Below are 26,730 nucleotides of genomic sequence, written 5' to 3'. Positions count from 1 at the left end.
CAGGTTCTTGGACATTATTGCTCTTGTCAGTATAAAAATAATTTTTTGCTGCCCCGGAAAAGCCCTGCTGTGCAGGAAATCCCTCGAATTTGCTTGCGGACTAACAGGATTGAAGCGGTTAGTAACTTACAGCCGGTGTTGCAGGCATAATCCACGTTAGACTTTGGACATCAGACCTTAGACCTTGGACCTTAGACCTTGGACCTTAGAACTTGGACCTTGGACCTTGGACTTTAGTAACTTACCGTTTCAACCCTGTAGAAAAAAACAAGAAATTGATTTAACCTTGAAAGAGCAATGATGCCCAAGATCCTTATTCTTCAGCCTTCAGCCTTCAGCCTTCAGCCTTCAGCCTTCAGCCTTCAGTCTTCAGTCTGAAAAGTAAGGTTATCGTTCAAACTCAACTATTCTTGTTTAAACTGGGTTGTGGGCACAGCCCGCATTAGACTTTAGCCTTTAGACTGTAGACCTTAGAAACCACCCGCCCCTGCTGATCTATGCATGCGATACAGAAAACTTGTATTTTCCCTTACCAAGGAGATCATGAAGATGTATAATGCCCATAATTTTCTTCTGTTGATCCACTATTGGCAGCACAGTTACTGTGTTTTCTTCCATAATATCAAGAACTACACCGGCATTAACCCCGGAATCAACACTTAAAGGTGAGGGATTCATAAATCTGGATACAGGTTCGGTGGGAACAATCCTGTCAGCACAAACCATACGACGAACATCACCATCTGTAATAACCCCATGAAGAATATTTTGATCATCAACGATAAACACTACTCCGAATCCAGCCTGGTTCAGGACAGCCAGAGCATTCTGCAAACTGGTAGTATGATCTGCAACAGGCAGGTTCTGAGTGTGCATCAGCTCCAGAATATTTTTGCCAAGTCTTTGCCCCAGAAAACCCCCTGGATGATATCTTTGAAAATCTGCCGGCTCAAAATGTTTACAGCGCATAAGGCAGATGGCCAGAGCATCTCCAACGGCGAGAGCTGCAGTAGTGCTTGCAGTGGGTGCCAGCCCCAGCATGCAGGCCTCTCTTGGAACCTTAACTTTAATGGTAATGTCAGACAATAGGGCCATGGAAGATTGAGAATCCGAGGTAATGGCAATTATACTCACCCCGAGAGCCTTAAAACTGGGAATAATTGAATTAAGTTCGTCGGTTTCTCCACTGTTGGAGATGGCCAGTATCAGGTCATGGCAGGTAATCATGCCCATATCGCCGTGAGCGCTTTCCACAGGATGCAGGTAAAAGGAAGGGGTGCCTGTGCTGCTCAGGGTTGCGGCAATCTTGCGGCCAATAAGCCCTGACTTGCCAATACCTGTGATAACGATTCTTCCTGAACACGCTGCCATTTTTGATAATGCAGTGCTGAAATTATGGTCAAGGTCCTCTTTGACCGCCTTTATGCCTTCTATCTCAATATCCAGCACGGTTCGAGCAAGATCCAGATACTCATGCGAGTCAAAGGGCACGGCTACACTTCCAGACACATTTTTCCGCAATGGCTGCCGGGTGGAACGGGATAATCTTCGTTAAAACAGGCCAGACAAAAACCCTGATTGTTATTGATGGCTTTCAGCAAACCGTCGATGGACAGATAATGGAGACTGTCCAGCCCAATATAACGGGCAATATCATTCACTTCATGGTTGGCGGCTATGAGTTCTCCTTTGGATGAAAAATCAATACCATAAAAACATGGAAAGCGGATGGGCGGACAACTTACACGCATATGAATTTCTCTGGCACCCAGTTCTCTAAGCTTTTTCACCCTGGTCTTAATTGTAGTGCCTCTGACTATGGAATCTTCAACAATAAGAAGCTTTCTGTTTCTGATCATACTTCTCGCTGGATTAAGCTTCACTCTGACTCCAAAGTCACGCATATCCTGAGACGGCTGAATAAAGGTCCTGCCCACATAATGATTTCTGATCATGGCCATTTCAAAGGGTAAACCAGACTCCTGAGCATACCCTACTCCGGCATACATGCCCGAGTCAGGAAAAGGCATGACAAAATCAGCATCAACCGGGGCTTCCCTGGCCAGTGTCATACCCATTCTTTTTCTGGACTGATAAACCTCCTGACCAAATACTATGGAATCAGGTCTTGCGAAATAAATAAGTTCAAAGGCACAGGCAGCATTCTTTTGATTTTCTGCATAAAATACACTTCTGAGCTTGCCCTGCTCGATAATAACCATTTCACCTGGATTTACACAGCGCAGGTATTCCGCTTCGAGCAAATCAAAGGCACACGTTTCCGAAGCAAGAACATATGAATCCCCCACCCTGCCGATGGAAAGAGGACGAAAGCCATGTGGATCACGAACAGCAATGAGCTTGTCATTGGCCAGAATCAAAAGTGTATAAGCTCCTTTTATTCTTTTCATAGCCTTGATAAGGGCTTCTTCAAAGGAATTTCCGTTCATATACCTGGAAATGAGGTGGACAATTATCTCACTGTCCATGGTGGTCTGAAAGATAGCTCCCTGATCCTCAAGTTCCTGGCGCAGCTCATATGTATTGACCAGGTTGCCGTTATGCCCCACGGCAATGGACATATTCTTGAATCTGACCAGAAATGGCTGTGCATTTCTGATAAGTGAAGCTCCAGTGGTGGAATATCTGATGTGGCCGAGAGAAATATCACCTTTGAGCTGGTGACCAAGGTGATGCTCGCTGAATACGTCCGCCACTAAGCCCATTCCCTTCTGCTCCCTGATCTTACTGCCGTCCCAGGTAACTATTCCAGCGCTTTCCTGACCCCGGTGCTGCAGGGCGTAGAGCCCGAAGTATGCCATACGGGCGGCTTCAGAATGTCCATATATACCAAATAATCCGCAATATTCTTTTTTCATGATATAACTACTTCGTAATATAGTATTCCTGCATGCTTTTGACATTTAAACCCAGGTTCGCCTTTTCCTTGATGGCAAGAACCAGCGCCTTGGCTGCAGCAATGGTAGTGGTGTATGGAATCCTGTACAATACAGCAGCCTGCCTGAGAGATGACGAATCACTTACAGTTTTTTTGCCTGAAGATGTATTGATGACCAGACTGATTTCTTTATTTTTAATGCTGTCAATAACATTGGGACGCCCTTCAAAGACTTTGTTTACCACCTTGCAGGGAATATTATGCTCTTTCAAAAGAGCAGCAGTGCCCCTTGTGGCCATTATTTCAAAGCCCAGCTCATGAAAAGCAGCTGCCGGTTCAACACAGTGAGGCTTGTCGTACTCATTGACTGAAATAAAGACACATCCCTTTTCAGGGAGCATCTGGCCAGCTCCGAGCTGACTTTTCATAAAGGCCAGACCAAGGTTGTCATCAATCCCCATGACTTCTCCTGTTGAGCGCATTTCCGGCCCCAGGAGCACATCCACTCCAGGATATTTGTTAAACGGCAATACTGCTTCCTTAACAGAATAGTATCCCTGTTTACGCATGGACCATGGATCAAGGTCTTTCAGTTTACGCCCCATCATGACCTGCGTGGCCATTTTGGCCAGAGGAACTCCAGTAGCTTTGCTCACAAATGGCGATGTTCTGGAAGCTCTGGGATTGACTTCAAGTATATATACATGTCCATCCTTGACTGCAAACTGGATATTCAGCAAGCCTATTACATTCAATTCCCGGGCCAGCTTCTTGGTCTGCTCTTCAATTTCCTGAACAATTTCTGCATCAATGGAGTGCGGAGGCAAAACACAGGCTGAATCTCCCGAATGCACCCCTGCCTCCTCTATGTGCTCCATGATGCCGGCAACATATGTTTCCTGTCCATCACTCAAGGCATCCACATCAACTTCCACGGCATGCTCAAGAAATTTATCAATTAATATGGGATGATCAGGAGAAACCATGACTACATTTTTAAAATAGGCCTGCAGCTGCTCCTGGTCATAAACTATTTCCATAGCCCGCCCTCCCAGGACATATGACGGCCGGACCACTATGGGATAACCGATTTGCGAGGCAATGGCTGCTGCGCCTTCAATGGATTTGGCTGTGCCATTGGCCGGCTGAAGCAGGTTAAGCTTTTTGATCAATGCCTGAAAACGCTCCCGGTCTTCAGCCCGGTCTATACTGTCCGGAGATGTGCCAATAATGGGCACCCCTGCCTTCATTAGCGGGACAGCAAGATTAAGAGGTGTCTGTCCGCCAAATTGTACAATCACCCCGTCAGGCTGTTCAAAATCAATAATATTCATGACATCTTCAAATGTCAGGGGCTCAAAGTACAGAAAATCCGAAGTATCGTAATCCGTACTTACAGTTTCAGGATTGGAATTGACCATTATGGAACCTACTCCCATTTCCTTCAGGGAATAGGCTGCGTGTACGCAACAATAATCAAATTCAATGCCCTGCCCTATCCTGTTAGGGCCTCCTCCCAGGATCAGAACCTTTTTACGATTGTCCGGGGATACTTCACTGTTTTTTTCATAAGTCGAGTAAAAGTAAGGTGTATAAGCTTCAAATTCTGCGGCGCATGTATCAACCAGATAATATGTTGGTGCAATATTAAACTTTTTGCGAATTTTGCGCACTTCTTCCTCTGATTTTTTCCAGATCAGCCCCAGTTGACGATCTGAAAAACCCATTTCCTTGGCCTTGATTATCGCTGGCTTGAGACCAGAATTACTGATGGACAGCTTCTCTTTGCGACTCAATTCCAGCAGTTGTTTCTCAAAATCAACAATCTCTTCCATTTGTTGAATAAACCATGGGTCTATACCCGTCAGTCTGTATATTTCATCAGTGCCCAAACCAAGCAAGATGGCCTGACGAAGGGCATACATCCTTTGTGAGTTGGGAACCCTGAGAGCTGTTCTTATATCTTCTTCAGACGGCAAAGCCTCATTGAAACCCGAAGCAAACCCCAGTTGCCCGGTCTCTAAGGATCGCAGTCCCTTCTGAAATGCTTCCTTGAAAGTCCTTCCAATGGCCATGGTTTCTCCCACACTTTTCATGGCAGTGCCCAGTACATCTTTTGCTCCGGGAAATTTCTCAAAAGTAAATCTGGGTATCTTGATGACGCAATAGTCAATGGTGGGTTCAAAGGAAGCCATGGTTTCCTTGGTGATATCATTGGGAATCTCATCCAGTGTATAGCCAACAGCAAGCTTGGCTGCAATCTTGGCTATGGGAAACCCGGTAGCTTTGGATGCAAGCGCTGAAGATCTTGATACCCTGGGGTTCATTTCAATGACCACCATGTCGCCATTATCCGGGTTGATGGCAAATTGAACATTGGATCCACCGGTTTCCACGCCGATTTCACGCATAATATCAATGGAAGCGTTACGCATGAGCTGATATTCATGATCAGTCAGAGTCTGGGCTGGAGCAACTGTAATGGAGTCTCCTGTATGGACTCCCATGGGATCCACATTCTCAATGGAACATATTATTACACAATTATCATTCTTGTCCCGCATGACCTCAAGCTCAAACTCCTTCCAGCCAAGAACAGACTCTTCCAGCATGACCTCGCTTTTCAGACTTGCCTCTAAACCCTGATAACAGATAGCTTCGAGATCCTCCATATTATAGGCAATTCCGCCTCCAGTTCCACCGAGAGTATAAGCTGGACGAATTATTATTGGAAAAGAAATGCGCTGGGCAAGGTCTCTGACCTGATCCATATTACGTGCTATTGCGCTTTTGGGGACTTTGAGGCCTATATTGGACATGGCCTGCCTGAATTCCTGTCGCGACTCTGCCTTTTGAATGGCTGGCAAAGACGCTCCAATCAGTTCCACCCCGTATTTGTCAAGAGTACCATCCTCAGCCAGAGCAACTGCTGTATTCAGGCCTGTTTGACCGCCCAGAGTAGGCAGCAGGGCATCAGGACGCTCACGCTCAATAATTCTGGCCACAGTCTCCGGTTCAATTGGCTCGATATAAGTCTTGTCAGCAAGTTCAGGGTCTGTCATGATAGTTGCCGGATTGGAGTTGACCAGGATGACTTCATAACCCTCTTCTTTCAAAGCCTTCAGGGCCTGAGTGCCTGAGTAGTCGAACTCGCAAGCCTGGCCGATAACAATAGGTCCGGATCCGATAAGCATAATCTTTTGAATATCTGTTCTTTTGGGCATGTCTGATCTTTTTAGGATATAAGGTTAATTATAAATATTTACGTCATGGTAACGTATCAGCTGACAAAGTCAGTTTTCTTAAAGTTTGAGCAGCACAAACCAATGGTTTGCAACAGATGACACCAGCAAATTTGTATATCTACCGGTAATGGCTGGCAAGGTCAATATTTTTACATGGGTGGACTTTCAAGAGGCGCTTACAAGTAACTGGAATCGTTTTGCTAATAAAATCAAACGGTTAGAATTTTCATATTTTTACGATTTTTGCTTATGATTGATGCACATTTGCCTGAAAAATTCCGTCAAAGATGAGAGCTTTGCGCCTGGCACAGGGACTGTCCCTCGCTGTGTAAATTTTATCATTAAAGCAAATTTCTTCCAGGAACCAATGCAGTATCGTTCTTTATTATAGTACCTCGCGGGGACTGTCCCAATTTCCAGAAAAGTGACAGACTCGTAAAGTTACTCACAAGTTCGGTCCCGGTCCGCCCGGGTGAGGAGCTTACAAGTAACTTCAAAAAAACTGGACCCCGGATCAAGTCCGGGGTGACGGTTAAAGCAAACTACTACTCTTTGTCGTCATTCCGGCGAAAGCCGGAATCCAGGTTTTTTCTTATTCCCAGGCTCCAGCCTGGGAATACCTCTTTTTTTGTGGCTCTAACCACATCTTGAAGAAGCGGCTGGAGCCGCAAGAGCAAAACGTTCCCAGGCTGGAGCCTGGGGACGAGGGGTAAGTACGGGTCTGTTCTTCAATGTGGAGGCGGCTTCCAGCCGCCTAATCTTTAATAGCCTGCAGGATGCAGACTCCACTTTAAAGGCAGTTACTCGTAACCTCGGTCCCGGTACACCCAGGTGAGGAGCTTACAAGCCAAACCAGCAATAAATCACAAAGTATTACAAAAACGTCATTTTATCTCCCAGCTTTTGGCCATTTTTTACAAATTTGACAATTAACCATGGTCTAAGATAATCAAAGTCTACAATTTACACGTACATTGACTCAAGGATCCCTCATGCGAGTAGCCCTTTTACAGATCAATCCAACCATATGTGATCTCCAGAATAATGCCCTGCTCATCCTGAAAGCCGCCAGCCGGGCATTTGCTCTGAAAGCAGATATGTGTATCACTCCTGAACTTGCCATTACCGGTTATCCCCCCAGGGATCTTCTTTTCAGATCAGATCTAATTGATGAGTCTCATCAAGCATTGAAATGGCTGGCTTCCAAGCTCCACGACTGCCCTCCTGTCCTGGTTGGCACACCCTGGCGCCATCACAAAAAAGAAGCATTGCTTAATGGTGCCTGCCTGCTCTGGCAAGGTAAAATTGCAGGTTTTTTCGGCAAAAGCCTTTTGCCCAATTATGATGTTTTTGATGAGCAACGCTACTTTTTACCAAGTGAGCATCCCGGTTCTTTTGACTATCATGGACTTAAAATCGGGGTCACCATTTGCGAAGACATCTGGAATGATGATGATTTCTGGGAAAATAAAAGGTACCGGACCAACCCGGTTCAACACCTTTCTGACCAGGGTGCGGACATAATTGTCAATCTTTCCGCCTCTCCCTTTTCTCTTGGCAAACAGGCTCTTAGAAAAGGTATGCTCAGCTCTCTTGCTGTGAAATACAGGTTGCCCTTTCTTTTCTGCAATCAGGCAGGATGTAATGACGACCTTGTCTTCGACGGCAGAAGCATGGCTGTAGACCATAATGGACGCATGATTGCTGCTGCAAAGGAATTTGATGAAGACCTGCTCATAGTTGATCTAAACAATTATGACAGCAACAGGGTTCAACACCACGACTTCACAAAGGAATCCGAAGCCTGGCAGGCTGTTGTAGCGGGTATCAGGGATTATACCTGCAAGAACAACTTTGCCGGCATTGTTCTGGGCCTGTCAGGCGGGATTGACTCTGCGCTGGCAGCAGTGGCTGCAGCCAGGGCTATTGGCCCCGATAAAGTAACCGGGGTCATGATGCCTTCACCTTATTCCAGCACAGGCAGTGTAGAAGATTCTATAGAGCTGGCCCGTAATATCGGTATCAAAACATTAGAAATCCCCATCAGCAATCTGATGCAATCCTTTGACCATGCTTTGGCGCCTGTCTTTCACAGCCTGGAACCTGACATTACTGAAGAAAATATTCAGTCCAGAATCAGAGGAAACCTGCTCATGGCCATCTCCAATAAAATGGGATGGTTAGTACTGGCTACAGGCAACAAATCCGAACTGGCCGTAGGCTACTGCACGATTTACGGAGATATGTCCGGAGGGCTGGCACCTCTTGCAGATATCCCCAAAACTCTGGTTTATTCCATTGCCCGCTGGATTAACAGTCATGAGCAAAACATCATTCCAGAGCAAATCATAACAAAACCGCCTTCTGCAGAGCTCAAACCTGACCAGACAGATCAGGACAGCCTGCCTGATTATGAAACTTTGGATCAAATCCTGCATCTGCACGTCCAGTGTAATTTTCACCTTGAACAGATAATCGCTCGCGGCTATTCCCCGGCAGTTGTCAAAAAAGTAATAAACATGGTGCGCAAGGCTGAATTCAAGCGCCGCCAGAGTCCTCCAGGTTTGAAAATAACTGATCGGGCCTTTGGAACAGGCTGGCGCATGCCTGTCACCGCAAGCTGCACCAAAGTTACAAAAATGTAAACCCTGCTGATTATTGACCGGCCATATGTGGAGGAAAAATATGTGTCGACTGTTTTCTTTAACCAGTGTTGAACCGGTCTCTCCCATGAAGGCCATACAGGCGCTGGACATGATGAAAGAGGGCCATGACGGGTCCGGCATAGGTCTTTTTTTATCAGACCTTGAAGGGCCGTTTGCCAAGTATAAGGACCTGCCCATTCTTTCCGGAATATTCACCCAGTCAGGTTTGAGACGATTGGAAGACTATATGTCATCCCAGGGATTTCTGCCCAGGCATCTCGTGACCTTAGAGGCAGGAGTTGCTCCCCCGCCTGGTACTCCCAAAAGAGAGATATACCTGATTCAGGTTTATGAACCTCCAGAAAGCTGGTCTGATCTTACGCCTGAGCAGCAGGAAAAGGAACTGACCAGAACCAGACTCACCCTGCGCCACATGGGTCAACAAAACGAAGATATGGTCATCTTCAGCTTCTGGCCGGATGTGGTCATGATCAAGGAAGTGGGCGATCCCATGGAGATTGGAACCTATCTCGGCCTTGACCGCGAAGATATATACGCCCGGCGTATTCTTGCTCAGGGCCGCCAGAACACCAATTACGGCATCAATCTTTATGCCTGCCATCCATTTTTCATCCAGGGTGTTGCCAGCATGACCAATGGTGAAAATACAGCCTTCATTCCCATTAAAGAATATCTCAGCACCCAGGGAGTTCTGGGGTATGAAGGTTATCAGTCTGATTCAGAAGTATTTACCCATATTCTGCACTTCACACTCAAAGAGCTTAAACTTGGCATTGAAGCATACAAACACATCATCACTCCGCTGCAGGACCATGACATGGCCAGACACCCTCAGAAGGATTTTCTGGAAAAACTCAAACAGTCCTGCCGCAGACTCATCATAGATGGACCCAATTGTGTTATTGGCTGTCTGCCTGACAAAACCATGTTTATGGTTCAGGACAGAAAAAAACTCCGGCCCGGAATTGTAGGCGGAAAACCCGGATTATATGCTTTTTCCTCAGAATCCTGCGGTTTGGACGCAGTCATTTCTGACAGGGATAAATCAAAGGACTTTCAACCCATGCACTTAGATACAGTTATTGTTCAACCCGATTGCAGGGAGGTGAAAATATGCAGGCAAACGCAGCCATTACCCCTTCAACGCTAAGCCGGCGTGAACTGCCGTGGCAGATTAAATGGGACATAAGCACCTGCACCCTGTGCGGACGCTGTACTTCCATCTGCCCTGTAAAGGCCATTGAATTTGGAACCTTCCGCAAAAGACAAATCAATATTCCAGGCTTTGGATCTACACAAAAGCCTGAGTCAACCCCTGACGTATATTATGGAATCAGACAGAAAACAGATCCGGTTTTTGCCTGCGTGGGCTGCAGCATGTGCAACCTTGTCTGCCCCAACAACGCCATAAGCCCTGTCCATTCAGAACATACTGATTCCCTCAAGTTTCACCGAGACTCGGCCGGATTGCCGAGAACCAGAGGTGGAAGGCGCAATTCTGCCGACAGTGTACTGGATCAGATCAAATTCATCCGCATATCCATGCTTACTGATCCAGCATTAGATGCCGGCAGGCATGAATTTGAACTCAAAACCCTCATCGGCAGAATCCTGTCACCTGCCAAAGCCCTGGAGGCCACCCTGGAAAATGGATGGAGCCCGCCTGTACGTGAAATTTACCCCCTGCTCATCGGAGGTATGAGTTTTGGGGCACTTTCACCTAATATGTGGGAAGGTCTGCAGATGGGTGTGGCGTACCTTAATGAAGAACTTAAAATGCCTGTCCGCATGTGTACAGGCGAAGGCGGCTGCCCGCCCAGGCTGCTCAGATCCAGATTCATTAAATATGTTATTCTGCAGATAGCCAGTGGTTACTTCGGCTGGGATGAAATTATTCATGCCATTCCTGAAATGAAGGAAGACCCTTGTGCTGTCGAGATAAAATACGGTCAGGGAGCCAAGCCCGGTGACGGCGGTCTCCTGCAATGGCACAAGGTCAATCAGCTCATTGCAGCCATTCGCGGAGTCCCTCCGGGAGTCAGTCTGCCCAGCCCCCCTACACATCAGACCAAATATTCCATAGAAGAGGCTGTGGCCAAGATGATCCAGTCCATGAGCATGGCCTGGGGTTTCAGGGTACCGGTATATCCCAAGATATCTGCTTCCAGCACCTCTCTTGCTGTACTGAACAACCTGACCAGAAACCCATATGCCTCGGCACTGGCCATTGATGGAGAAGATGGAGGAACCGGAGCCGCATATAATGTTTCCATGAACCATATGGGGCACCCCATAGCCTCTAATTTGCGGGACTGTTATCTCAACCTGGTCAAACTGGGCATGCAAAATGAAATTCCCCTTATTGCAGGAGGCGGCACTGGGAAAAACGGCAACCTTGCGGCTAACTCTGCTGCACTGTTCATGCTGGGAGCCAGTGCAGTGCAGATCGGCAAATACATCATGCAGGCTGCTGCCGGTTGTCTTGGTACCGAAGGTGATCGCTGCAATATATGCAATATTGGCAGATGTCCCAAGGGCATTACTTCCCAGGATCCTCGTCTGTATCGACGTCTTGACCCGGAACAGGTAGCTCAGCGGGTGGTTGATGTTTATACTGGTTTTGATACAGAACTCAAAAAGATAGTGGCACCCTTAGGACGCTCCACTTCCCTGCCCATTGGCATGTCCGATGCTCTCGGTATCGCGGACAGGGCGGCCGCGGATAGATTACAGATCAAATATGCTGTCTGATAAAGGAAAACATATATGAACAATAAAGACACTATGGAACTCCATGGAAAAGATCAGACATCCCGGGTATCATCCCGGGTTCTTGAAGAAAGGATTCAGCAGGCTGTTCACAATGGAGTAAAACACTTAAAAATAAATGCATTTGGCCAGCACGGTCTTGGAGGCAGAATTTTTGAGGCCTGCAAACAAGAGATAAAAGTCGACATCACTGGTGCGCCTGGTCAGCGAACAGGCGCCATGGGCACCCGGGGTACAACCATAGAGGTTCACGGTCCGGTTTCCGATGATGTAGGCTGGCTCAATGCCGGAGCTGAGATCATTGTCCATGGATACGCCACCAATGGAGCCTGTAATGCCATGGCCCAGGGCAAGGTTTATATAGCAGGCTGTATCGGTTCGCGAGGCATGACCATGACCAAGTATAACCCCAGGTTTGACCCTCCGGAGTTGTGGGTGCTTGGTTCCACTGGAGACTATTTTGCGGAATTCATGGCTGGTGGTGTGGCTGTTATTTGCGGACATAACCCTCAAGATACTGAGAATGTTCTGGGGTACCGGCCCTGTGTGGGCATGGTGGGAGGAAAAATCTTTTTTCGCGGCCCTATCCAGGGTTACAGCACAACAGATGCCCGTCTTACCCCCATAACACAAGATGAATGGGACTGGCTGAAGTCAAACCTGGGCAGTTTTCTGGACAAAATCAGCAAGCCGGGACTACTGGATAAACTAACACATAGAGAAGAGTGGCAATGCCTTGTTGCCAGAACTCCCATGGAAAAGGTGGGCAGTGCAAGGCGATCCATGTCCGAATTTCGCAAAAATGTGTGGGACAAGGAACTGGGACAGGGTGGTATGATCGGGGAACTGACCGATCTGGACAGAAGTCCTGTTCCCTTAGTTACCACCGGGGACCTGCGCAGATATGTTCCTGTCTGGGAACACCGAAAATACATGTCTCCCTGTCAGGCAGCCTGTCCTTCAGGAATACCTGTGCAGGAACGCTGGCGACTTATCCGGGAAGGCAAGGTGGACGAGGCCAATGATGTAGCTCTTGCCTTTACTCCTTTTCCAGCTTCCATTTGCGGTTATCTCTGCCCTAACCTGTGCATGCAGGGCTGCACCAAGAATATTGGCAGGCTTCAGCCCGTAGACATAACCATACTTGGTCGAAAAGGCATTGATTCCAAGCCTCCAGAGCTGCCTCCTTTAAGTGGCAAAAAAATCGCGGTTATAGGCGGTGGGCCTGCCGGCATATCTGTAGCATGGCAGCTCCGTCTTCAGGGGCATGAAGCTGTCATCTATGATCTCGAAGAAGAACTGGGGGGTAAAATGAGTTCAGCAATCCCTGAACACCGCCTGCCTCCTGAAGTATTGGGTGCGGAACTCAAAAGAGTGCGCCAGGTTCTTTCCCATATTCAGCTGCAGCACAATCTGAGTGCTCAAGAGTTTGAACAGCTGCAAAAGGATTATGAATTCGTGGTCATAGCTGCAGGCACTCAACAACCCAGAACGATTCCAGTCCCTGGATCTGAAAGAATCATCCCTGCTTTAACCTTCCTTAAAAATGCCAGAAAAAACTCTCAGGATGTTGGTAAAAAAGTGGTCATAATCGGAGCAGGCAATGTTGGCTGTGACGCAGCCACAGAAGCGCATAGACTTGGCGCTGAAGAAATCACCCTGATTGACATCCAGGAACCGGCTTCTTTTGGTAAGGAAAGAAAAGAGGCTGAAGCAGTGGGCGCGAGTTTTAGATATCCTTGTTTCACTAAGGAAGTTACCTCAGAAGGCGTGGTTCTGACCACAGGAGAAGTCATACCTGCCGACACTGTCATTATTTCCATAGGGGATGTGCCCCAATTGGATTTTCTAAGTACTGGCATTGCCGTAGATAGAGGCTTTATCCTGGTTAATGAGATCAATCAGACCTCCAACCCCAAAGTTTTTGCCATAGGCGACATTGTCAAGCCAGGCCTGTTAACCGACGCCATTGGAGCAGGCCGCCGGGCATCTTCCGCCATAGACGCCATCATCAAGGGAGAACTGCCGGACAAGCAGCTTTCCTGGCTTAAAAACTATTCCATTGAGTACAGCGAGACAGCAGACAGAATTGATTATTCCCGCATGACCTTAGAATATTATGATCCGCGTACTACTGAGTATGATGGCCTGAGTAGCTGCGCCACTCAATGCTCATCCTGCGGAGCGTGTATGGACTGCAACCTTTGCGATGCAGTCTGCCCCACCGGGGCCATCCAGCGCGTTGAAAAGGACGGCAGCTTTCAAAGACAGGCAAACCCGGATAGATGCATTGGCTGTGGATTCTGTGCTGGATGCTGCCCGTGCGGAGTCTGGGCCCTTGTGGAAAACTTTCCCATGGGTTAGACATTTACTGCAAATTCCTGGTCAGCATGGTGTTTCATTTAAAAATAAAAAATAACTGCCCACGGAGTATACCAAGACACGAAGGTCATTAAACATTGCCAGACAGCGCATATGCCGTGATTTTCAGTATGTTCCGTGGGCAAACTCTCATAGCCCAGTGCCCCCTCCTCCGCCCTCTGACTTCTGCCCTCTGCCCTCTGACTTCTGCCCTCCGACCTCTGATCTCTGACCTCTGATCTCTGATCTCTGACCTCTGATCCCCGACCTCTGAGACTTTTCTTTTGCCTTCAAAGATATAAACTGTTAGTAACTTACTCCTGTAACCCCTGAAACCCTGTCATAAAAAACAAGAAATAGTGATAACTATCTGTCATTAAAATTGTGGAGCCGGCATCTTGCCGACTGTCAAAGTAATTAATAAAAATAATCACCATGTTTAAAAAAATTTTACACCCAGTATCATTAAGTGAACAGACCTCTTCTTTAAAAAAACGCTGTGTTTTTATCGATAAATTCGGCGGTCGTGAACTTATTCTGCTCCATGTGCTAAACCCTGGAATCAGTAACGAACTCCATGCTCGTTCCAAGCTGGACAGCATTGTCAATGATTTGCAGAAATCCAACATCAATGCTCGATACAAAATCACATCCGGCAGTACTGCTTCTGAAGTTGTGGCCGCTTCCCTGAACGAAAAAGCAGACGTCATTTATATGCCTGCCAGTACTAAAAACATCCTGGTATCAACCCTATTGGGCAGTGTCACTGATGATGTCATCAGATTGTCGGATATACCAATCTTCGTTCACAAACAAAGACCTGCACTAAAAGCCCATGAATCAGTTCAACAGGTTCTCTTTGCCACTGATTTTGCAGAAGCAGCCCAGAGAGCCTGGCCCCATGTTTCTCGACTTGGTCGCTTTATTCCTGAATTAATTATTCTTCATGTAGGGCAAAGAGCTTCCGACCCTCTGACAGAACAACTGCGCAGGGAAAGAGTAGAAGAAAAGCTTGATGAGCTTAAAGCAAAATTTCAGAGCGACTATGAAAACATCAGACACTTTTCCCGTATCGGTTCTCCATCAAAACACATCATTGCTGCTGCTGAACAGGAAAAAAGCGATCTGGTAATCCTTGGTCGAATCAATGAGCCCTTCCCTTCCAGGATTTTGGGCTCAACATGCGCCAGAGTCACCTCTGGGGTAAAAAGCTCGGTACTGTTGATTCCATGAAAAAAAGTATTATATTTTTATTGTCGGTGTCAGACCTTAACCAGAGAATAAAGGATGTGGGTTATTTATCGATTTTTTTGTATCCGACACAATAATTAAAGTGGAACAAAAGATCGCGCAGTTGTAATATTGCCACGTTTTGCCTCAAACGCAAAGAATGTTGTGGCTTTGTGTTGCCAGTTTAATTATGTTGACAGTGTTCCGTCTGTTTTTCAGAGCTCATTGCAGCTAATTGGGGCAATTGTGCGATAGACTTATGGAAGATTTTTAACGTTAAAAACTCAACGAAAAATCTTAATCCTATAAAAGGTCGAAGTCTCGGAGAAAGTATTTTTTTACATATAGCCAAAGAGAAATGAGTAACAATTTTGTAATCTCGATTACCCTTATGGTATAGACACTCCATGCCTATGATATCTTGGCTATTCGGCCAAGTCTTTTGTAGTTTTCTCCTGCTTTTCTTTACTGGCTTTCATTCGATATGTCTCATTTTATTATATTTGGCTTTTAATTTGCTTATTTCTGATATACAGGGTTTCTAATGATTTTTAACGTTTAGCATGGCTATCTTACTCATTTATTTACAACAGCTATTAAATCAAACAGGTAGCAAATCAAAGCATATATCTTTCAATAAAGGTTTTATGATAAACTTAAAATCACATAAAATAATTTGCCAGCAATTTCCTATAAAGGAGACAGGCCTCACCATTATTGAAATGGTAATAGCAATAGCTATTATATCTATTATTGCTTCCGTTGGAATTCCGCGTTTACAAGGAATGTTTCATTCAAACAGGGTTGCCGCGCTTGCCAATGAATTTATAGGTAATCTTAACCTTGCTCGTAGCGAGGCTGTAAGAAGAAGCGAGAGGGTTGTGCTATGCGTAAGTGTTGACGGACAAACCTGCGCTACAGAGGGTTCCTGGGATCAAGGATGGATTATTTTTGTAGACCCTAAAGCAAACAATACTGTTGAGCAGGACGATCAACTTCTTCGCATTCGTGGTCCTCTTGACAACAATGTAAAAATGGTGGGCAACACAAACGTTCAAAGAAGTATTACCTTTTTAGCAAACGGAGCTGTGGCTGGTATTGGTACAGGAACTATTACTTTATGTAGTCATAAACAAGGTATAGAATTAAGGTTAATCAGAACAGGTCGTATGCGATCTGAAAGAACTACCTGCTCGTGAATAACAGCTTGGAGTAGATAGTCACCCCTAAGCAGGTTTGTCATAACTCTTTCTTAAGATGTTAGAATCTTAAAAGTTGCCATATTTTGTTAGGTTATTGATAGGTATACCATCAGGAATGATCATTACGCGTTATTTTAAAACTAGCTGGGGAGGACCCAATGTCAGCTAGTCAAGAACTGCATAATTTGCACAAAGTAATTGTTCTTTAGTGTCGGTAAAAGTTATCAGTTATTTTTTTGGCATATGAAATAAATACATATAATTTCAGGCGGTTATGCTTTCTATGTGTCTGAATGACTGTAAACATCGCATGAAAAAGACCAGTCAATCCAAAGGGATGCACGATAATTTTTGACAGTCCAGTAACCGTTGTCTAAACGTTTAATAATTCCAATAATACTTAGGACTACAACATTAGATTCACAAAGCCTCTCATCTATGCTATGATCAATTTTAACATTAAATTTGAGCCAATGATGCCTAATCAAAAAGCAAATCGAAATTATGGTTTTTCCCTTGTGGAGATCCTTATCTCACTTGCAATTCTGGCAATTGGACTATTGGCAATTGCAGGTTTGCAAATAACAAGCTTAAGAAGCAATAATAGTGCATATCTATATTCACAAGCTACTTTTGCTTCATATGACATTATGGATAGAATGAGAGCTAATAGAAACCATGCACTGGCAGAATTTTACAACCTTGAGCTAGATTTTTTAGAAAACGATGATATTATCAATATCACAGAAAATTTTCTTAATAATCCTGAAATCCCTCAAGTTATCTATGATGATATACTGTATTGGATAACCAATCTTTCAAATAACCTACCACAACTAAGAAAAGTGTCTATTGGCCTGAATGCAGATATTGCCACTGTTGTTATAAAATGGAACGAGTCAAGATCAGAAATTGAAGAAGAACAAGATTTGACAGAATTCAGAACACAATCTCAATTATAATTATATATTTTATGTATTAATCGGGTAGTCTAAGTTTCTCTTGCAGCATCTGGATATATTAATTTTTTCGTGAAATCGTCTTTCAAGTATCACTCATGCCAAATTTGTAAAACAGATAAACCATTTTTTTAAGTTCTAAATTTATAAAATTTCATTTTAACAAATTAATATATTTATTTTTTTTCAAGATTTACATCATTTTTGCAAGTGATTCATGCACATTTACCAAAATAATTCCGTCAAAGATAGTTACTTTACGCCTGGCTCAGGGACTGTCCCTCGCTTTGTTAATTTTTTCATAAAGGCATATTTCTTCAAGGAACCAATGCAGTATAAATCTTCATTATAGTACCTCGCGGGGACTATCCCAATTTCCCAATATGGGAATGATTTTCAATGTGAAGACGGTTTTCTGTCGCCTGTTTTTTAATTGCCTGCAGGATGCAGACTCCGCTTATCAGGGCTGTTATTCTAATGCTCGATCCCGGTTTCCCCGGTGAAACGCTTGAAAATTGCTGGTAATTTTTTTAACACCCAAAAGCTTATAAAAATGTTAGCAAAAGTTAACTGCCTTACAATCTAAATTACTTCCGCCGGTAAATTATATGCTCAAATTTGTTGGATACAATAAAACTTTCCAAGCAGGACTCACTATTATTGAACTGCTTGTTGGGATGGTAATAAGTTTGGTAATTATTACAGGTGTATATCAAGTCTTCACTACATCAACAGCAAATTACAGGATGCAGGAAGGACTTTCCCGCATTCAAGAAAATGGAAGATTTGCCCTGGATATTCTTTCTTTCAATATAAGACAGGCAGGCTATCGAGGCTGTGCTTCCCATGGACCTCTTACCAATACTTTAAAAAACCCAGATGAGTGGAGCTATAAATTCGATGCCTCAGGCATTGAAGGATTCAATAATGTTGGATCTTCTGTAAGTGACCTTGGCGGCATTCCGACAGTACCCAATTCTGATGTCATTGTTGTAAGAACCCTCATTGGCGACAGTGTTAAAATTACTAAAAACAATAATTCTGCTCAGCTTTTTGCCAGTGTAACTTCTCAGGAAGAAAAAGCCTGCTCTGATGGAACAGATCGAGTGAGCGGCATTTGTCAAGGTGATATATTGCTTGTTTCTGACTGTGAGAAATCGAGAGTTTTTCAGGCAGGGAATATTCAAGTTGCTTCTGGTTCGCTAAATATCACCCATCCCGCAAGCGGAGATCCGGGCAATGCCATTTCATCATGGGGAGGAGCCAATGCTCCTGCAAGCGAACGATTTGGTCCTGGTGCAGAAATAATGAAATACTCAACTATCGTATACTATATTCGTTACAATCCTGCAGGCACTCCATCACTTTATCGCAGGGTTGGAACAGATAACTCTGAAGAGCTTGTTGAAGGAGTGGAAACGATGCAAATTATGTATGGAGTTGATAATGATAACGATCGAAATATTGATGAATATATTACAGCAGATCAGGTAAACGACTGGTCTGATGTTTACAGCGTAAGAATAGCTCTACTTATGAGATCGCCTAATCCTATTCGTACTACAGACAACAATTCAGCTACCAAGTACCAAGTTCTTGATGAGGAATTCGGACCATTCAATGATGAAAACATCAGAAGAATAGTCACAACCACTGTTGGCTTAAGGAATAGATTGCCTTAATCAAGTATTGACCCGCAAAATGTTGGAAGGAAATCTTTCTCTGCAAAAAATAACCTTCATAAGTCTTTGTTTTTTTATGACTTCTGACTTTTAAGGTTACAATGTAGAGTGATAAGACAAGCCTTAGAAAGGCTGGCAGCGTATTAAAATTGAGTGCAGGCATTGCTCTATATTATAGCTTTTTGGATGTATCATAATTTTGGGGGCAAAAGAGACTGACTTTGGGCGGCTAACTAATGGAAAATTTTTTCAGTATCAATAGTGAGCATAATCAATGAATAAATTCGACATAAATTTATCAGTATCTGAAAAAAACTCTGAATGCGGAACTGTCTTAGTTATCGGCATCATTATCTTAATGGTGCTTACTCTTTTGTCCGTTGTATCCATGAGGGTTACAACCCTTGAAGAAAGAATGGCAAGCGGATTAAGAGATCGTGACCTGGCTTTCCAGGCTGCAGAAGCAGCGCTGCGTGAAGGAGAGAGCCTTCTTGAGGTTGTCTCCTTGCCAGAGTTTGACAACTCTAACGGATTATTTCAGCCTGATCCTGAATTATGGCAAATTGATAATGCTGTATGGAATACTGATGCGCGTATTTTTACAACAAGCCTCCAAGGTCTCTCTGCTAAGCCTCACTATATAATTGAGGAACTCCCTCCAGTACCTGGTGAAACTGATAGTCTTGCAGCAGATGAACCTATACCGGATACTGGGATGTATAGAATTACAGCAAAAGCATCCGGTGGTCGAAAAAGCACTGTAATAATATTACAAACAACTTATAAAAGGTAATCCAGCCAAAAATTTTATTTTTTTCCTCTTAATTAGCTAATCACTTCAGTGTCTGACACTGATATGTAAGCAAAAAGTTGAGTTGCAAGTTATATAAAAAGATAACAGCAGTTAGCTATTTTTTATGAAAGCATTATCCACCCTTTCACAAGTTGTTAGGGAAAGTCCATAAAACTGGAATTAATGATCATTTTAATTTGTTTTAACAACGGAATACAAATAGCAAGAAGTTTAATTATGAAAGAATATCTATTGAAAGAAAAACTATCCCCAAGAATGTTTTCCTTACTCATAATCTTCATTCTTTTGATCCTATATTTTGCAAACATTGCAATTGCTATGAATATTTCCCAGGTCCCACTCCTTGTCAGACAATCAGTCACACCCCAAGTCATGTTGACCATGTCTAATGACCATCAGCTATATTTTGAGGCTTACCCTGATTATGCAGACCTCACAGGCGATGGAGCAGCAGAACGAACTTACAACCATGATATAAATTACTACGGCTATTTTGATTCTTACAAATGCTATAACTATGATAACAGCAAAGGCCTTTTTGTTCCTGAGTCTAAAACCTCTGATAAGTATTGCAATGATAACTGGAGCGGCAATTTTCTTAATTATATTTCCATGGCCAGAATCGATATCATTCGCAAAATTCTATATGGCGGATACAGATCACTTGATGCACCGGATGAAACTGTGCTTGAGCGGACCTACCTTCCCAATGACGCCCACAGTTGGGTACGGTACTATGATGGAGATGATATAAACAAACTCACCCCTTTTTCTTTGCCTTCTGCAACTGAAACAACGAGTAGCACTTCACTGTCAGTTCCTGCTGGTTCTCGTAATGACAGCGGAGATCGGAAAACATTCAGCACGGGATGGAATTCAGCAGAAGATGCTCAAGTCGGAGATCAGGTAATCATAAGAAGTCAAGGTTCACCGGACACTGTTTGGATGGAAGGCGTTATTATATCTTTCAGTACTGGCAGTGGAGAGATTAGTGTTCAGGTAACCAATAGCAGTGGGATAGACAATAACTCATATAATGACTGGAAAATCATAAACGAGTCCCGGCAAGGAATAAGCTTCTGTAATACTACGGTATCGAGCACCACATGGTCTCAAAATGTCACCGATCCTCCGCTCATTCGTGTGGCCAGCGGAAACTACAGTCTCTGGACAGCCAATGAACGCTGGCAATGTCGCTGGAGCGACGAAAAGGATCGTACCGGACACAATGAAATGCGGGTTGGAGGTATAAATTTCAGCAATGGAAATGCTTATAGCTTTACCGGGATTCCTGCAAACTCTGATAATCCTGATAAGAGTGATGTTGGCTTAGGCATAAATGACTATAATGCAAGGGTTGAAGTCTGTGTAGATGGTTTAATTGGCGCAGAGCGCTGCAAGCAATACCCCGATGGAAACTACAAACCCATTGGCTTGCTCCAGCATTACGGGGATGACGGTAGATTGCACTTTGGACTTTTGACTGGCAGCTATTCCAGAAACAAGTCTGGTGGTGTTCTAAGAAAAAATACTTCCAAATTAGAAGATGAAGTAAATATCTCGACTGATGGCACTTTCAAAGAAGCAGCTCAAGGAAGTATCATTGGATCGCTTAATCTGATGCGCATTTATGGATATAGCCATAATGATGGAACTTATGAATCAAGCTCAGGCGACCACTGCCCTTTTGGTCTGAAAACCTTCACAGACGGCAGATGTACAAACTGGGGCAATCCCATGTCTGAAATGTTTCTTGAAACTCTACGTTACTTTTCCAGTACTAATGAGCCCTACCCTGATTTCAAAGTGTCAGGTGATGACAAAATACCTGATTTAACAAGTGCTGACTGGGATGATCCTCTATGTACAGAAACTTGGTGTGCCCCTCTTAGCATCATTGCCATAAATGCCAGTATACCATCTTATGATCATGATCAGTTTGGCGGCTTGAGCGATATTGGTGCAAGCTCCATAAGTCAACTCACAGATGTTGTGGGACAGGGGGAAGGGATTCACAACCAATCGTGGTTTGTAGGTGAATTTGGAACCGGCACAAACGACCGACTTTGTACTCCAAAAAGCATTGCCAACCTTGGACAAACTCAGGGTCTATGCCCTGAGGCACCAAGCCAGCAGGGCACTTTTCATATTGCAGGGCTTTCTCATTATGCATATACGCAAAGCCTGAGGTCCGATTTGGTCGATTCCCAAGGGAATACTGTTGATATTCAGGCCAAAACCTATGCTGTAGAAATGGCTCCAGCTGTACCAACCATCAACATTCCTCTTCCAAACCAGACCGAAACTGCAGTCCAGATTCTTCCTGCCTGCGAAAACATCGATGATAATGGCAGATGCGGCCTTGTAGACTTTAAGATAGTTGATCAGGATATTGCTGCCGGGACTGGTAAGTTTCTGATTAACTGGGAAGCAGCTGAATGGGGTGGTGATTATGATATGGATATGAACGGAATTTTGTCCTACCAAATTTCCAGCGCTGAAATTACCGTAACCACTGAGGTCTTTGCTCAATCATCTACCAGAGAATTAGCTTTTGGATATATTATAAGCGGCACCACGCAGGATGGATACCACGCCCACTCCGGCATTAATGGCTACAGTTATACGGATCCAACAGGCGTTCTTTCCTGCAACAACTGTAATATGGGAGATCCTGCAACTGCTGTTACCTATGATCTCGGGTCATCTACAGGTGATCTTTTGCAGACACCTCTTTATTATGCCGCCAAATGGGGCGGATACAACAAAAAGAAAAGCTTTCCTTCTGATCAATCTTCCTGGGATTCCCAAGGTGACGGCTTGCCTGATAACTACTACTTTGCCATTGATCCAGCTAAATTAGCTCAGGACCTGGAAGATGTATTCATTGATGTTGTTGAAACAACCGGATCTGCTGCATCAGTTGTGGCCAACTCATCCAGGATTGATTCAGACACATACATTTATCAGGCGAGGTTTAAAACTGATGATTGGTCAGGAGAGTTAATTGCTTATCCTATTCGTATGGATGGCAGTATTGATGAACCTGAGTGGGAAGCTGGCAGCTTGATCTCATACCCTGGTAGAAAAATATATACGTATAACCCAGAAGCTCAAGATCAAGGCATTGAGTTTCTATGGTCAGAACTAAATGAAGATCAAAAAATCGCCATTGGCAGTAGTGATGTATTAGACTATATTCGTGGAAATCAAAGCTATGAAGAGCAGAATAACGGCACTTTTCGGAACAGAAATTCTCTGTTAGGAGACATTGTAAATTCGAACCCTGCATTTGTCAGGACAGCTAACTTCGGTTATAATATTGAGTCTATTCCTGAAGGTTTTACTGAAGATGAACATATAGAAGGTGCATATAATCAGTTTCTAAGCAGCGTTAGAGACAGGACCCCCATGATATATGTTGGTGCCAATGATGGAATGCTACATGCTTTCAGGGCATCGGATGGTCATGAAATGTTTGCATTTATCCCCAATGAAGTAATTCCCAACCTTTTGGAATTGACCGATCCAGGCTATAGTCACTTATATTTTGTTGATGGCCCGCCCAGAGTGGGAGATGCATATATTGAAGTAAACCCTAGCATAGGCAAGCAGTGGCGAACAGTACTTGTAGGCTCAACCGGGGCTGGTGGTAAGTCTGTTTTTGCTTTGGATATAACAGATCCGGATGATTTTTCTGAACAAAATGTGCTTTGGGAGTTCGCGCATGAAGACTTGGGATACACAATTGGGCAGCCAACCATTGCAAGATTGAAAACAAATCATTGGGTTGCCATTTTCGGTAATGGATATAACAGTAAAGATGGATCTGCAAAACTTTTCATATTAGACCTTGAAAGCGGAGAAAAGCTCAAAAAAATTGAAACTTCTGCAGGAGATCTAAATAATCCAAACGGGCTGTCATCTCCAATTCCTGTAGATAAAGATAACGATCGAATTACAGATTATGTTTATGCCGGGGATCTGCACGGAAATATGTGGAGATTTGACTTTACAGGTAATAATATTAATAACTGGAAAGTAGATTTCAATGGTGATCCTCTATATACTGCTCTTAATCAAGACGGGCAGCCTCAACCTATTACAGCAAGACCATCTGTAGGAAGGCACCCGGATGGGGGGGTAATGGTTTATTTTGGTACAGGAAAATTTTTTGAAACTGGCGACAATATTTTAAATATTGATCAACATTCAACCTTTTACGCTCTGCGTGACACTGGCAGTTCCATAACAAGTGTTGACCGAAATGATGAAAAAGGAAATCTCCAGGAACAAGCAATAATTGCTGAGTTATTTGAAAGCGATTTAGGTGTTTCTCTGCGAATGAGCACTAATGAAGACGTAAACTACACAGATGACTCCGATGAAAATGAAAACCCTATAAGACATGGTTGGTACATGGATTTAATTTCCCCTGTTTACGGTAAACAAGGTGAGATGGTTGTTCACTCTGCCATTATACAAAAGGGGCGTTTAATTTTCGTTACTATGATTCCTTCAGATATCCCTTGTGATTTTGGTGGCTCAAGCTGGCTTATGGAGCTTGACGCCCTGACCGGTGCCAGACTTGACTACCCTCCTTTTGATTTAAACTCAGACAGAATGTTTACTGTTGAAGATATGCTAACTGTCACCATTAACAATATTGAAATGACAATTCCCCCCAGCGCAATAAAACCAAATGGTGGTGGGGGTATACTCACACCCCCAACAATAATTGATACACCCATCTTTGAAATAAAATACTTAAGCAGCTCAAGCGGGGATGTTGAAACTATAGTCAATAACCCCGGAGATGCAGCATCAGCAGGACGACAATCTTGGCGACAACTCAGATAAGGTATAAAATATGACTAAAACAAAGACGGGATTCACTTTGATTGAAGTTTTGATAGTAGTTGCACTGCTTGGAATCTTGGCATCCATTGCTATACCAGCTTTCACAAACCATATTACAAAGGCACGAAGAGCAGACGCACAAGTAGCACTACTGGAAGCCGCCCAAAAAATGGAGCGCTTTTTTACCAACAACAATACTTATGTCGGGGCAACTATTGGTGATGGTGCCAATGACTTGATACATGAGACCTCTGAAAGAGGTTACTACTTACTTAGCTTTCCGGAACGTCCAGATAATGAAGACAACCCCTGGGCAAGGGGTTTTATCGTAAGGGCTGATGCCCAGAATGAGCAGGCAGGCGATTCTGATTGTCAATTCTTCACAATCGATCATTTGGGGAGAAGATCCTCCGGTCCGTCCTCCAACTGCTGGTGATCTATTGTAACATTCTTTTTATATTAATGTTCAGGTCACAAGTATTCCATTTGAACTAAACCTGTAATTTTTACTGTATTGTAAGCGCTTCACCCAGGCGGCCCGTGACCAACCTGCAAGTAACTTGAGATGCCCCAACACAAAATTGCTTTGCTCGAAGCACGGGTTACCACGCTCCCCTGGTTGAATGGCTATCATGCATTAAAGATACTTTGCATAATCAAGCACATTGGCATTCAAGCGCAATTTGTATTCATACTGGTACAACTCACGTCCCCTGGCATGAAAAGGAAGATATACTACCCTGAATTCTTTTGCTTTTATACCAATCTTTCCTAAATCCCCTGCAAGACTGGGGTTTTTGAAATTTGCTATTATAAGCTTCAGCAATCCCTGTACCTCCATGCCGGATAAAGTTACCGGGTAAGGTTCAAGCTTGGGAAAGGCTTTTTTTTCCTGCACAACTGGCTGGGACAAGGTTAGTCTGGTAGCAAATCCAAGTAACTCTTTTGGCCTTATTTTAAAGGCTGGTGTCCAAAAATAGAATGGCTGGTTTTCAAACTCTTTTCTGTTCACTCTGGGCAGGTTTGCCGTTTTAATAAGATCAGCAAATGTGCTCAGCTCAATTTTAGACACTTCAGAATCAATCCTGTAAAACGGTAAATACACAACATTGTCATTTTCATCTGCTTCAATACAAGCATAACTTACTCCCTGAAAATTCCTGCCATTATGCACCCACATGGATTCACAATTGTGGCAGGCAAAACCAATGCTGTCTCTACGTCCATCAAGGTCCCATCCACATGAAGGACATAGAGCAGGGACAAAACCAACACTCCAGTTTGGCTGGTCCATACTGTATTTTTCAAGATCAAACAACTCGATCCTGGTTGCTTTGCGGTTAAGTATTGCATCTATAAGTATATTATTTTCGATATAGTACGGTGCATAGATCATGCTGATATTATCGCCAATAAAGCTGTTAAGATGTTGCGGCCCTTTGCTTCTGGAATTAAACCTTCTAATCATTCCCTGCAGGACATTGCGCAGAGAAATATCCGGCTTCAAAAACCTGGCATTTATCCCTGATGACATAAATTTCAAACGCTGGGTCTGAGTTCTCAAACCAAGGGATATGGGAAAATCTTGAGCATTGGTTGCCATATTGCTTACATCCACTATTTTGTGATCAATGCTGTTCCTGGAGACTGCAAAATGACACCCCCGAAACCTCCAATACGGAAAGTATATGAGATCCTTGTCCGGGGGGGCTGAATCAGGAAGAATATACCTGAAATAATCTCTGCTGGTTAAAATAGATCTTACTCGACAATAATCACAACAGAAAAGCTTGTCCGTATCCTTGAATACTGCAGGTGCACCGCATTGAGGGCACTGATGATCAATCAAAAATCCACTCACAACTTGCTCACATAAAGTAATAGTTTATTTCTTTTTAAGCCCCTCACCCGGGCGGTCCGGGACCGAGCCTGCGGATAACTAAAAAATCAGCCTTAACACGAGATTGCTTCGCTTCGCTCGCAACAAGGATTGCCGCGCTCGCCCCAGTTGAATGGCTGCGCCTACACTGCGTGTATTCAACG

Annotated in this window: 15 protein-coding genes; 11 read left to right on the top strand and 4 right to left on the bottom strand. The window is 44.0% G+C overall.

Translation table 11 applies throughout. The features are described from left to right. Positions 1-495 precede the first annotated feature (495 nt). Genes LZ23_RS03330 through carB form a run of 3 tightly spaced genes read right to left on the bottom strand, consistent with a single transcriptional unit; the run spans position 496 to position 6,123 of the window. The gene (locus LZ23_RS03330; protein WP_232300389.1) at positions 496-1,509 is read right to left on the bottom strand and encodes a KpsF/GutQ family sugar-phosphate isomerase; all 1,014 of its coding nucleotides are present in this window, start codon (positions 1,507-1,509) and stop codon (positions 496-498) included. Then, complete coding sequence (gene purF, locus LZ23_RS03325) at positions 1,494-2,879, bottom strand: amidophosphoribosyltransferase (protein ID WP_045211582.1); 1,386 nt, start codon at positions 2,877-2,879, stop codon at positions 1,494-1,496. The genes LZ23_RS03330 and purF overlap by 16 nt, the downstream gene beginning before the upstream one ends. A 7-nt stretch (positions 2,880-2,886) precedes the next feature. Beyond that, positions 2,887-6,123 (bottom strand): carbamoyl-phosphate synthase large subunit, encoded by a 3,237-nt coding sequence (carB, locus tag LZ23_RS03320; RefSeq protein WP_045211580.1) that lies wholly within the window; start codon positions 6,121-6,123, stop codon positions 2,887-2,889. 1,013 nt (positions 6,124-7,136) lie between these two features. Here carB and LZ23_RS03315 point away from each other — a divergent pair. The 11 genes from LZ23_RS03315 (at position 7,137) to LZ23_RS03265 (ending at position 25,123) form a co-directional block, all read left to right on the top strand. Beyond that, positions 7,137-8,789: an NAD+ synthase gene (locus LZ23_RS03315; protein WP_045211579.1), complete on the top strand. Its 1,653-nt coding sequence runs from the start codon at positions 7,137-7,139 to the stop codon at positions 8,787-8,789. A 40-nt stretch (positions 8,790-8,829) separates the two neighbouring features. Then, positions 8,830-9,960, top strand: a complete 1,131-nt coding sequence (locus LZ23_RS03310) for a class II glutamine amidotransferase domain-containing protein (RefSeq protein ID WP_045211577.1) — start codon at positions 8,830-8,832, stop codon at positions 9,958-9,960. Beyond that, positions 9,924-11,561, top strand: a complete 1,638-nt coding sequence (locus LZ23_RS03305; protein WP_045211576.1) for a glutamate synthase-related protein — start codon at positions 9,924-9,926, stop codon at positions 11,559-11,561. The genes LZ23_RS03310 and LZ23_RS03305 overlap by 37 nt, the downstream gene beginning before the upstream one ends. Before the next feature lie 15 nt (positions 11,562-11,576). Then, a complete protein-coding gene (locus LZ23_RS03300; protein WP_045211574.1) occupies positions 11,577-13,943 on the top strand; it encodes an FAD-dependent oxidoreductase in 2,367 nt (788 codons plus the stop codon). Positions 13,944-14,375: 432 nt separating this feature from the next. Then, positions 14,376-15,173, top strand: a complete 798-nt coding sequence (locus LZ23_RS03295) for a universal stress protein (RefSeq protein ID WP_045211572.1) — start codon at positions 14,376-14,378, stop codon at positions 15,171-15,173. 560 nt (positions 15,174-15,733) lie between these two features. After that, positions 15,734-16,369 carry a GspH/FimT family protein gene (locus LZ23_RS03290; RefSeq protein WP_052507076.1) on the top strand — a complete coding sequence of 212 codons (636 nt, stop codon included), beginning with the start codon at positions 15,734-15,736 and terminating at the stop codon, positions 16,367-16,369. Between the two features lie 476 nt (positions 16,370-16,845). After that, the gene (gene pilV, locus LZ23_RS03285; RefSeq protein ID WP_198145886.1) at positions 16,846-17,334 is read left to right on the top strand and encodes a type IV pilus modification protein PilV; all 489 of its coding nucleotides are present in this window, start codon (positions 16,846-16,848) and stop codon (positions 17,332-17,334) included. 605 nt (positions 17,335-17,939) lie between these two features. After that, a complete protein-coding gene (locus tag LZ23_RS03280) occupies positions 17,940-19,013 on the top strand; it encodes a PilW family protein (protein ID WP_045211571.1) in 1,074 nt (357 codons plus the stop codon). 274 nt (positions 19,014-19,287) lie between these two features. After that, the gene (locus tag LZ23_RS03275) at positions 19,288-19,806 is read left to right on the top strand and encodes a pilus assembly PilX family protein (protein WP_045211569.1); all 519 of its coding nucleotides are present in this window, start codon (positions 19,288-19,290) and stop codon (positions 19,804-19,806) included. 237 nt (positions 19,807-20,043) lie between these two features. After that, the gene (locus tag LZ23_RS03270) at positions 20,044-24,687 is read left to right on the top strand and encodes a pilus assembly protein (RefSeq protein ID WP_198145885.1); all 4,644 of its coding nucleotides are present in this window, start codon (positions 20,044-20,046) and stop codon (positions 24,685-24,687) included. A 10-nt stretch (positions 24,688-24,697) separates the two neighbouring features. Next, complete coding sequence (locus LZ23_RS03265) at positions 24,698-25,123, top strand: type IV pilin protein (RefSeq protein WP_045211567.1); 426 nt, start codon at positions 24,698-24,700, stop codon at positions 25,121-25,123. A gap of 201 nt (positions 25,124-25,324) precedes the next feature. Here LZ23_RS03265 and LZ23_RS03260 read toward each other — a convergent pair whose 3' ends face one another. After that, entirely contained in the window at positions 25,325-26,536 is a 1,212-nt protein-coding gene (locus LZ23_RS03260) for a hypothetical protein (protein WP_157493091.1), read from the bottom strand. Positions 26,537-26,730: the final 194 nt, after the last annotated feature.

Source organism: Desulfonatronovibrio magnus (assembly GCF_000934755.1).
In the GTDB taxonomy this organism is placed as follows: domain Bacteria; phylum Desulfobacterota; class Desulfovibrionia; order Desulfovibrionales; family Desulfonatronovibrionaceae; genus Desulfonatronovibrio; species Desulfonatronovibrio magnus.
Note: the sequence above shows the minus strand (reverse complement) of the source record. Positions and strands in the feature narration are given on the sequence as shown.